A 10,507-nucleotide genomic window follows, 5' to 3' on the forward strand; every position below is an offset into this window, starting at 1 on the left:
ACAAAGTCTATAAAACTGATAATCAATTACTTTTTTTGAATTATGTTTGTAGGGGCGTTTTGCAAACGCCCCCATACAAATCCCCATACAAATCCCCATACAAACAACCTTTTGCAAACACCTTTTTAAAAAAATCAAATTAATACTAAACAATATGAACACACTGAAATTATTTAGTTTTCTCTCAATATTATGTGGTATTACCGCCTGCAACAAGTCAGGCGGTGATACACCTATTGAGGAGAACCCTATGCCTGAAACCCCTGCTGAATGGGTGTTAGACTTCCAAGACAACTTTGATGGCAATGCCTTAAACACCGATAATTGGGCAGTGTACGACAATGAATACCTCGAAAAAGAAGGCAAACTCAAACCTGAGAATACACGCCGTACTTATGCTATTGAAGTAAAAGATGGTTTTCTAAACTGCCTTATCGATAAAGATTATAAACGCGAAGGAATGTTTATAACAGGTGGAATAGCTCATAAAAAGAACTATACCTATGGAAAATTTGAATTCAGAATACGTATGGACGAAGACCCTCATAAGTCTTCCAGCGGTTTAGGACTTACTTGGCCTGAAAGTGAAAAATGGCCTCAAGATGGCGAAAATGATATCTATGAAACCGCTCACGAAAATAACACTTGGAATACAAATATCCACTATGCAGTATCTGGTAAAGACCAACAGTATCAACAAACCTTCCACAATTACAACAAAAGCGATTGGCACATCGTAGCAATGGAATGGGCGCCTGAGTATATCAAGATTTACATCGATAGTAAATTAGTATGGACTCTCTCCGACCCTGTGGCAATAGCCAAAGCACCTCACCACTTGTGCTTCCAAACCGAAAAAGACATTAACAAACCTTTTACCAAAGCCCTCAAACTCCAAGTAGACTGGGCTAAGGTATATAAATATGTGCCTAAAAAATAAATGACTCATCTAAACAAATTATTTTTCATTTTTATCTGTATGTTCCTATGGCTTGCCCTTCCCATCTATGGGCAAGCTACAAGGGAACATATATTGTTGGATAACCATTGGAAATTCTGTTTAGGACACGCTACCGACCCCTCCAAAGATTTGTACTACCGCGTGTATAACGACTTCTCTAAAACGCTCTCCAAAGGCATTAACTTTTCAAGTATCGACTACGACGATAGCGCGTGGCAAACCGTTGACCTCCCTCACGATTGGGCTATAACCCTCCCCTTCAGTGAAAAAGGCGATTGGTCACACGGCTATAAAGCCTTAGGCAATGCGTTCCCCGAGCATAGTATCGGTTGGTATAGAAAAACCTTTGACCTCAGCAAAGCCGAAGCTGGCAAACGCATCGAACTGCAATTCGACGGTATTTTTAGAGATAGTCGGTGTTGGGTAAATGGCATTTATGTAGGGCAACACCTCAGCGGCTATACGGGTGTAAAGTACGACATCACCGATTTGGTGCATTTTGGCAAACCCAACGTGATTACCGTAAGGGTAGACGCTACTCAAAACGAGGGTTGGTTTTACGAAGGCGCAGGTATCTATCGGCACGTGTGGCTAAATACTTACAGCCCTGTTCACTCTTCCCCCGAAGAGGTTTTTATTTATACCAAAAGCATTGGCAAACAAGCCGAAATGCACGCCGAAACTACGGTTTATAACCGAGATACAAGCTCACAAACATTTCAAGTGGAATGGACTATTCTTAACCGTGAAAAGAAAGTAATAGCTACTCACAAATCTGCAAATACTACTTTTGCCCCTAACGAAAAAGTAACTGTAAAGAGTAACCTTAACATTCCTAATGCACAGCTTTGGGACACTGAGCACCCCTATCTGTACACCCTAATAACAAAAATCACTGCTAACGGAAAAACTACCGACCTCATTCACACTCGTTTTGGGGTGCGTACTTTCAGTTATAAACCCGACGGCTTTTACCTCAACGGCAAAAAAATGAAAATAAAAGGCGTGTGCGTACATCAAGACCACGCTGGCGTAGGCACGGCTCTATTAGATGAGTTGCAGTACTACCGCATTGGGCTACTCAAAGCGATGGGCGCCAATGCTTACCGCACTGCCCATCACCCTCATAGCCCTGCCGTGCTACAAGCCTGCGACAGTTTGGGTTTATTAGTGATGGACGAGACCCGACTCTTAAACAGCGGGCGAGAATACCGTCAACAATTTGAAGACCTTATCAAGCGCGACCGCAATCACGCTAGCGTCTTTATGTGGTGTATCGGGAATGAAGAAGAAAAAATACAAAGTACCGAAACTGGAGAGCGCATCGCTCGTACGTTGGTGAGTTTACGACAGTATTTAGACCCTTCACGCGTGAGCACTTATGGCGCCAACGTAGGTAATGAAAATGAAGGCGTGAGTGTTGCTATACCCGTACGAGGCTTCAATTACAACCTCTATGGGCTTACTGACTATGAGAAAGCGCACCCCAATCAACCTATCATCGGTACCGAAGTAGCCAGCACTGTGGGTACTCGAGGGGTGTATCTGCCGGAAATAGTGCTCGACAAAGCCGGCGGTTACAGTGGTCATTTTGTAGCCGATACCCTACACGCCTATCTGCTCGACCAAGACAAGAGTTACCCCAGTTGGGCATCACAAGCACAGCAATGGTACAGCACGACTGCTAACGACCCTCGTTTTATGGGAGGTTTCGTATGGACAGGCTTTGACTATCGTGGAGAGCCTACCCCCTTTGCGTGGCCTAATATCAGTTCGCATTTTGGGGTAATGGACGTGTGTGGTTTCCCTAAGAACGTGTATTACTACTACAAAGCCCATTGGAGTGAATCGCCTATATTGCACATAGCCCCTCATTGGAATCTGAACCTACCCCAAAACACTGTGGTAAAAGTGTGGGTCTATGGCAATACTGAAGAAGTAGAACTTTTCTTAAACGGAAAATCGCTCGGCAAACAAAAAACACCTACTTTTGGGCATTTGTATTGGGATGTACCCTACGAAAAAGGTACGCTGAAAGCCGTAGGCACTAAGAATGGAAAGCGAGTTACTACCGAAGTTACTACTACCGAAAATCCTTTTGCGATTGTGCTTTCTCCTCATAAAACACAACTGAAAGCTGGCAAACAAGATGCCGTAGTGGTGAACGTGAGTGTAGTAGATAAAAAAGGACGGGAAGTACCTGATGCTCAGAACCTAATTCAGTTTGAACTCATAGGTGATGCCACCATAGCAGGTGTGGGCAATGGCGACCCCAGCTCGCACGAGAAAGATACTTTTGCCAAAGGAGAACGCGTAGAGCGCAAACTCTTCAATGGCAAATGCCAAGTGATTATCCGCTCAGGTGAAAAAGGCGGAAAGGTACAACTACGCGCTACTACCAAAGGTCTAAAAGAAGCACAAGTAATAGTGAAGAGTGAAAAGTGAAAAGTCTCAACTCTGCAATAATGAGCATCACTACGCTTTGTCAAAGTCAAAAACTTTGACAAAGCCTCACCCCCAGCAATATCCTTATAATCAATCACTTTTATAGTATGTTGTGTAGGAAAGCCAGCGATAGCTGGGTATGTGCTGCAAACGCCCATCAAAACAAACGCCCAAAACAAACGCCCAAAAATAAATTCTTGGAAGCTATTATTTTATATATCACAATTCGTGAATTCGTAGGAGATTTAAATAAATTCTTGATTTATAAAAAAATGTTTAATATAAAACTATCTAAAATACTGCTTTTGGGGCTTTGCTTGTGTGGAGCACTAAGCTTTTCGCAAGCAAATATAACGGTAAGCAAAACCCACCCGCGCTATTTTGAAAAAAACGGTGCGACGTGGATTCCTATTAGCACCAATTATCTACCTTCGCACAATTTTGAAGAGATAGAAAAGTACTTTAAACACTTTGCCGAGAATGGCGGAAATGCGATGCGCATCTGGATAAGCACTGAGTTCTTAGAAATAGAAGACCAAAGGGAAGGAAAATACAATCCCGAGAAGTTAGCGCGTATAGAACAATTACTGCAACTTGCCGAAAAGTATCATATTTACCTTAAATTCACCCTGCATCACTTGCGTACCATCTCTAATAACATCTCACCTGAAGCTTCTTGGTGTAACAGCTATTCACTAGCTACCAAGTTCAAGAATGTAAGCGAGTATGTAAGTACTAAAAAAGGCAAAAAGTCCTACTTAAAACGCCTCAGAGCGATTGCTAAAAAATGCCAAAACCACCCGTATGTATATGGGTGGGAGTTGTGGAACGAAATGGATTCAGCTGTACCCGAAGCAGAGTGGCTACCTTTTACCGAAGAGATGCTCGGTAAGGTGAAAAAGTTATGCCCTGAGCAATTGGTTACTCAAACCTTAGGCAGTATGCACGCCTCTTATATGGACGACTACTACAAAAAGTTAGCTGCCATCCCTAATAACGATTTTTTGAGCATTCATCGTTATTTAGACGAGGGAGACAAGTGGCAGCAATATCCTGTCGTAAAAGGAGCAATCGATTCATTAGTGAGCAATGCTGTAAATATCGGATTAGATTTTACGAAAGAAAATCCCAAACCTATTGTCATCAATGAGATTGGTGCAGTGCAACCCAACCACGCAGGACCTTCGTCGCTTTATCCGAAAGACGCAGAGGGTATCTTATTACACGATTTTATCTTTGCTCCTTTCTTTGGAGGTAGTGCAGGTTCGGGCAACACTTGGCATTGGGATCATTATATCGAGCCTAACCAACTGTGGTATCACTTTGGGCGTTTCAAAAATGCTATTGAAGGCATTGACCCTGTGGCAGAAGCGATGCAACCTTTTTCATTTCGCTCAATGAATGTAAATTGTTATGGTTTACAAGGGAAAACCAAGACAATTCTGTGGTGCAGAGACCTTGCTAATAATTGGAAAACAGAACTCCGCGACGGAATCCCTGCCGAGATAAAACGCAATTTCGAAATACCCCTCAGCCACATCAACAACAAATATACGCATTACAGTATATACGATCCTTGGACGGATAAATGGGAACGACATATACCTATTGAAAGTAGCAAGGCTTTAATTCCTGCCTTCAAACGTTCAATAGTAGTAATCTTAGAAAACCTATGAGATATAGCAAACACATTTTTAAAACGCTCATTTCGTTACTTATGATAGGTTGCGCAACACCCGCTATCCTAAAATCGGATAATGAAAAACTCACCCAAAAGAGTTTCAGTGGCGATAAACACATAGAACAGCGTGTAGATTCGGTACTGCGTTTGATGACTCTTGAAGAAAAAATCGGACAAATGACGCAATTCTCAGCTGATTGGTCGGTTACAGGCCCTGTAATGGCTGATAAGTACCAACCTTACCTCGAAAAAGGCTTGGTAGGAAGTATTTTTAACGCTACTTCGGTTGCAGGTATACGAAATTTGCAAAAAATAGCGGTAGAACAAACGCGTTTGGGTATTCCTATCCTCTTTGGTCAAGATGTGATACACGGCTATAAAACTATCTTTCCCATTCCGTTAGCTGAGTCTTGCTCGTGGGATTTGACATTGATGCGCAAAACAGCTGAACTCGCTGCCCGTGAAGCTAGTGCCGATGGTATCAACTGGACGTTTGCCCCTATGGTAGATATTACCCGCGATGCTCGTTAGGGACGCGCAATGGAAGGCGCAGGCGAAGACCCTTATTTAGGAAGCCTCATCGCCGAAGCGCGCGTAAAAGGATTTCAAGGAGGTGACAATTGGCAAATGTTGAGTAGCCCTCACACGCTTTTAGCTTGTGGTAAACACTTTGCCGGCTATGGAGCTGCTGAATCAGGCAAGGACTATAATACAGCTGAACTCTCTATGCACACCTTGCGCAATGTATATTTACCTCCTTATGAGGCGACCCTAAAAGCAGGAGTGGGCAGTATAATGGCTTCTTTGAACGAGATAAACGGAGTGCCTGCCACCGCCGACAAGTGGTTGCTTACTGAGGTGCTCCGCAAAGAATGGGGCTTTAACGGCTTGTTAGTGAGTGATTACACAGGTATTAACGAGTTGGTACGACACGGGGTAGCCAAAGATGATAAACAAGCGGCAAACCTCTCAGCCAATGCAGGAATAGAAATGGATATGAACGGGGCAACCTTTATTAAATACCTTAGTGCCTTAGTGAAAGAAGGCAAAGTAACCGAAGCTCAAATTGATAAAGCAGTAAGGCATATATTGGAAATAAAGTTCCTTTTAGGGCTTTTTGATGACCCCTACCGATACTTAGATGAAACCCGTGCCAAAGAAAATACTTTTACTGAGAAATATCTGAAAGTAGCGCGACAAGCTGTTGCTTCCTCAGTAGTACTCTTGAAAAATGAAGCTGAAGTGTTACCCATCAAAAAAGATAGCGGTAAAACTATTGCTGTAATAGGACCTATGATGAACAACACAAGTGACATCAACGGCAGTTGGACGTGCTTAGGTGACGGCAAACAAAGCGTGAGTTTACTCACAGGGCTTACCGAGAAATACAAGGGTACAAATGTAAAACTCCTCTATGCCGAAGGCTGTAGTTTTACAACTATTTCAACAGAACAACTCAAAGAAGCGGTTGCTATAGCTCGCAAAGCCGATAGGGTATTAGTAGCCGTAGGTGAACAGAGCAGCTGGTCAGGAGAATCGGCGGTGCGCACCGACATTCGTTTGCCTCAAGCACAACGCCAATTGCTCGAAGCACTAAAAGCCATAAACAAGCCCATAGCAATTATTACTTTTAGTGGGCGACCGCTCGACCTTTCTTGGGAAAACGAGAATGTACAAGCTATTTTGCAAGCGTGGTTTCCTGGTACGCAAGGGGGCAATGGCATTGCCGATGTGATAGCAGGCGATGTAAATCCTTCGGGACACTTAACGATGTCTTTCCCCCGCAGTGTAGGGCAAATTCCTATTTACTATAACTACAAAAGCACAGGGCGACCTGTATATACAAATAATGAAGAAGTAGACCACCGCCCTCATTATAACGCAGGCTATTTGGATAGTTCCATTACGCCTCTTTATCCTTTTGGGTATGGACTCAGCTATACTACCTTTGCTATTAGTAATGTGCATCTGAATAAAAAAAGTATGAAACGTTATAACGATAGCATTATAGTAAATGCCTCTGTGCAGAATACAGGAACAACCGAGGGCGAAATAGTGGTACAACTCTATACCCGACAGTTAGTAGCAAGTGTTAGTCGCCCCGTAAAGGAATTGAAAGGGTTTCAGAAAATATCTCTCAAAGCAGGTGAAAGCAAACAAGTCCGTTTTGAACTGCCTTCCGAAGCTCTTGCCTTTTACGGAATCAATGGAAAAAAGGACACTGAGCCCAGCGAGTGCTTGCTGTGGGTGGGCTTACATTCTGCCGATAATAATAACGAACAACATTTTACAATAGAAGAATAACAAACCATAAAATAATAAACGATTATGAGAATACAACATACCCTATTCTTATTGATTTCTGCTTTGGCGAGTAGCCTCAGCACAGCACAAACCCACAATTGGGAAAACTTAGCGGTAAGCAGTATCAACACCGAAAAAAGCCATAGCCACTATGAGCCGGCTGGAAAAGTACTCCTCAACGGCAATTGGCAATTTGCCTACTTCAAGCACCCTTCACAAGTGCCTGCCGATTTCTTTTTGGGCAAAGGCATCAGCCAGTGGGACGCTATAAAAGTGCCTTCTAATTGGCAACTGCAAAGCAACCGATATGACCCTCCTGTGTTTACCAATATCAAATATCCGTTTGCAATGAACCCTCCTTATACCCCTAAGGACTACAACCCTACGGGAGTGTATAGAACGCTATTCACTTTGCCCAGCAAATGGAAAGGCGAACAGGTGTTCATTCACTTTGCGGGAGTGCAATCGGCGATGGAGTTGTTCATCAATGGTAAGCAAGTGGGCTATCACGAAGATGCAATGCTACCTGCCGAGTTCAACATCACTCCTTACCTAAAAAAAGGCAAAAATGAGCTATATGTAAAAGTCTTGAACTGGTCGGACGGCAGTTATATAGAAGACCAAGATTTTTGGCGACTCAGCGGTATTTATCGCGATGTATACCTCTTTGCTACCCCCGAGTTGCGTATGCGTGACTTTTCGGTTTATCCTCAGCTCGATGCGCAATACCGCGATGCTACCTTGCAAGTGCAAGTAGAGGTACAGAATTTAGGCGAAAAAGTAAGCGATGCCCTTATGGTACAAACTACTCTTAAAGATAGTAAAGGCAATGTGATAGGTGCCGAAAAAGCCTCTATTGCGGATATTGCTGCGGGAAAAGAAGCTACCGTTAGTACCCAAATAGCCGTAAAAAATCCGTTGAAATGGACTGCCGAAACCCCTAACCTCTACAAAGTGGAACTCAGTTTGCTCACCGCCAAAGGCAAGGTGTTACAATCGTTTACTCAAAATGTAGGATTTAGGAAAGTTGAACTAAGCAACGGATTACTCCTCGTGAATGGCAAGCCTGTGAAGTTTAAAGGAGTAAACCGCCACGAGTTCGACCCTTATAACGGTCGCACCATCACTCGCCAATCGATGATTGACGATATTATCCTGATGAAAACGCACAACATCAATGCGGTGCGTACCTCTCACTACCCCAATCAGCCTGAGTGGTATACCCTCTGCGACGAATATGGTTTATATGTGGTAGATGAAGCTAATATCGAGAGCCACGGATTGTGGGAAGATGGCTACTACATAGGCGAACGCCCCGAATGGCAAAAGGACATCGTGGAGCGCAATGTGAATATGGTTGCTCGCGACAAGAACCACCCTTGTATCATCTATTGGTCGATGGGGAATGAATCGGGTTGGGGTAAGAACTTCGATGCGGCTTACGAAGCGATAAAAGCCCTCGACCCTCAAAAGCGCCCTGTGCATTATGAGTCTAAAAACCCTGCTTATGCAGGCGTGCTCTCGCATTACGATATCATCTCTAATATGTACACCGAGCTCAACCACCTGAACAATCTCTTTACCGAAGACCCAAAACGCCCTGTGATTATTTGCGAATATGCCCATTCTATGGGTAACAGCTTAGGCAACTTCCGCAAGTATTGGGAGCTTTTTGCTACCAATGAGCGCTACCAAGGTGGCTTTACGTGGGACTGGAAAGATCAAGCGTTGCGTTGCAAAGATAAGAACGGCAAAGAGTATTGGAACATCATCAATCACATCGACAAGGCGAATGTGAACGACGGATTGGTAAATGCGACAGGCGTTCCTCAACCCGAAATGCACGAACTGAAAAAGGTATATCAGTATTTCAATGTAAAGGATATTGATATCAACACAGGTTTGGTGCTCATCAGCAATAGCAACTACTTTGTAAATAGCGATGAGGTGTATTTGCAATGGGAACTTATCGAGAATGGCAAGCCTGTCGCCAATGGGGTAATCAACGATTTGAACATCGCCCCACAAAGCCAAAGAGCCCTACAAATACCTTTCAAAACAAAATTAGTACAAAACGGCAAGGAATACTTTATGAACTTCCGTTTTAAGAATAAAAAGGCTACTGCTTGGGCTTCAAAAGATTTTGAAGTAGCCAAAGAACAACTCGCTTTCCCTAACCGTGTTGAGAGAGAACTCACCAAGCCTTCCGATAAAAAACTAACATTTACTGACGAAGCGACAAATTTCACCGTAAAAGGCGACAATTTTACAGCCGTATTCAGCAAAAAAACAGGTGGTTTAAGTCAATTTACGCATAAAGGGAAAAACCTACTTTCAGAAGCGATGGTGCCCTCTTTTTGGCGTGTACCTACCGATAATGACGAAGGTGGTTTTGAGCACTCTTATGCCTCAGCTTGGCGCAAAGCAGGACTAAAAGAAGCTGCGGTAACAGCTACCGAAATGAAAGCTACGCAAATAGGGGAGACCCAAGTGAAGATAGTAGCACACAACCGCATTGAAACCAAAGCGGGCAATATCAGCCAACAAGTAACTTACCTCATTAATGGCGACGGACGTATAGATATCAGCACAAATGTGGAAGTACCTGCCTCTGTGCCTCCTTTGGCAAGAGTGGGAATGCTCCTAACGCTCGACAAGAGTTTTAATAAAGTGGAATGGTACGGCAAAGGTCCTTATGAAACTTATGCCGATAGAAAAGAATCGGCTTTTGTGGGTATTCACAGCGGTGCAGTAAAGGATATGCACTTCCCTTATGTGATGCCTTCTGAAAACGGCAACCATATCGATACCCGTTGGCTCAAACTCCTTTCGGGTACTACCGAACTGTACATCAGTGCTCCTAAACTCTTTAATTTCAACGTGCAAGACTATTCCGATGACGCGCTGAACCAATCCAAAGAAACCCAAGAACTGCGCCGTGGAGACCACACTTATTTACACATCGATGAGGCTCAAATGGGTGTAGGAGGAGATGACAGCTGGTCGCCACGCGTACATAAAGAATTTTTGCTCAACCAACCCTATTATCATTACGAATTTAGCATTCAGGTAAGAAATTAGTCTAACGTCAGTTCGATATAACAGAATATTGATTT

General features: G+C 43.4%; 4 protein-coding genes and 1 pseudogene. All 5 read left to right on the forward strand.

Features of this window, described 5'->3' with window-relative positions:
* Positions 1-154: 154 nt before the first annotated feature.
* The 5 genes and pseudogenes from HMPREF9073_RS05460 (at position 155) to HMPREF9073_RS05480 (ending at position 10,472) form a co-directional block, all read left to right on the forward strand.
* The gene (locus HMPREF9073_RS05460; RefSeq protein WP_009413003.1) at positions 155-940 is read left to right on the forward strand and encodes a glycoside hydrolase family 16 protein; all 786 of its coding nucleotides are present in this window, start codon (positions 155-157) and stop codon (positions 938-940) included.
* Positions 941-3,406: a beta-galactosidase GalA gene (gene galA / locus HMPREF9073_RS05465; protein ID WP_009413004.1), complete on the forward strand. Its 2,466-nt coding sequence runs from the start codon at positions 941-943 to the stop codon at positions 3,404-3,406.
* A 272-nt stretch (positions 3,407-3,678) separates the two neighbouring features.
* Positions 3,679-5,082: a cellulase family glycosylhydrolase gene (locus tag HMPREF9073_RS05470; protein WP_034555466.1), complete on the forward strand. Its 1,404-nt coding sequence runs from the start codon at positions 3,679-3,681 to the stop codon at positions 5,080-5,082.
* A pseudogene (gene bglX / locus HMPREF9073_RS05475) lies at positions 5,079-7,391 on the forward strand (beta-glucosidase BglX). The gene HMPREF9073_RS05470 and the pseudogene bglX overlap by 4 nt, the downstream one beginning before the upstream one ends.
* A 24-nt stretch (positions 7,392-7,415) precedes the next feature.
* The gene (locus HMPREF9073_RS05480; protein WP_009413008.1) at positions 7,416-10,472 is read left to right on the forward strand and encodes a glycoside hydrolase family 2 TIM barrel-domain containing protein; all 3,057 of its coding nucleotides are present in this window, start codon (positions 7,416-7,418) and stop codon (positions 10,470-10,472) included.
* The last annotated feature ends 35 nt before the right edge of the window (positions 10,473-10,507 follow it).

It is taken from the genome of Capnocytophaga sp. oral taxon 326 str. F0382 (assembly GCF_000318295.1).
GTDB lineage: Bacteria > Bacteroidota > Bacteroidia > Flavobacteriales > Flavobacteriaceae > Capnocytophaga > Capnocytophaga periodontitidis.

Coding starts and splice junctions, on each gene's coding strand:
- HMPREF9073_RS05460 (WP_009413003.1), top strand. CDS start 155: ATGAACACACTGAAATTATTTAGTTTTCTCTCAATATTATGTGGTATT.
- galA (WP_009413004.1), top strand. CDS start 941: ATGACTCATCTAAACAAATTATTTTTCATTTTTATCTGTATGTTCCTA.
- HMPREF9073_RS05480 (WP_009413008.1), top strand. CDS start 7,416: ATGAGAATACAACATACCCTATTCTTATTGATTTCTGCTTTGGCGAGT.
- HMPREF9073_RS05470 (WP_034555466.1), top strand. CDS start 3,679: ATGTTTAATATAAAACTATCTAAAATACTGCTTTTGGGGCTTTGCTTG.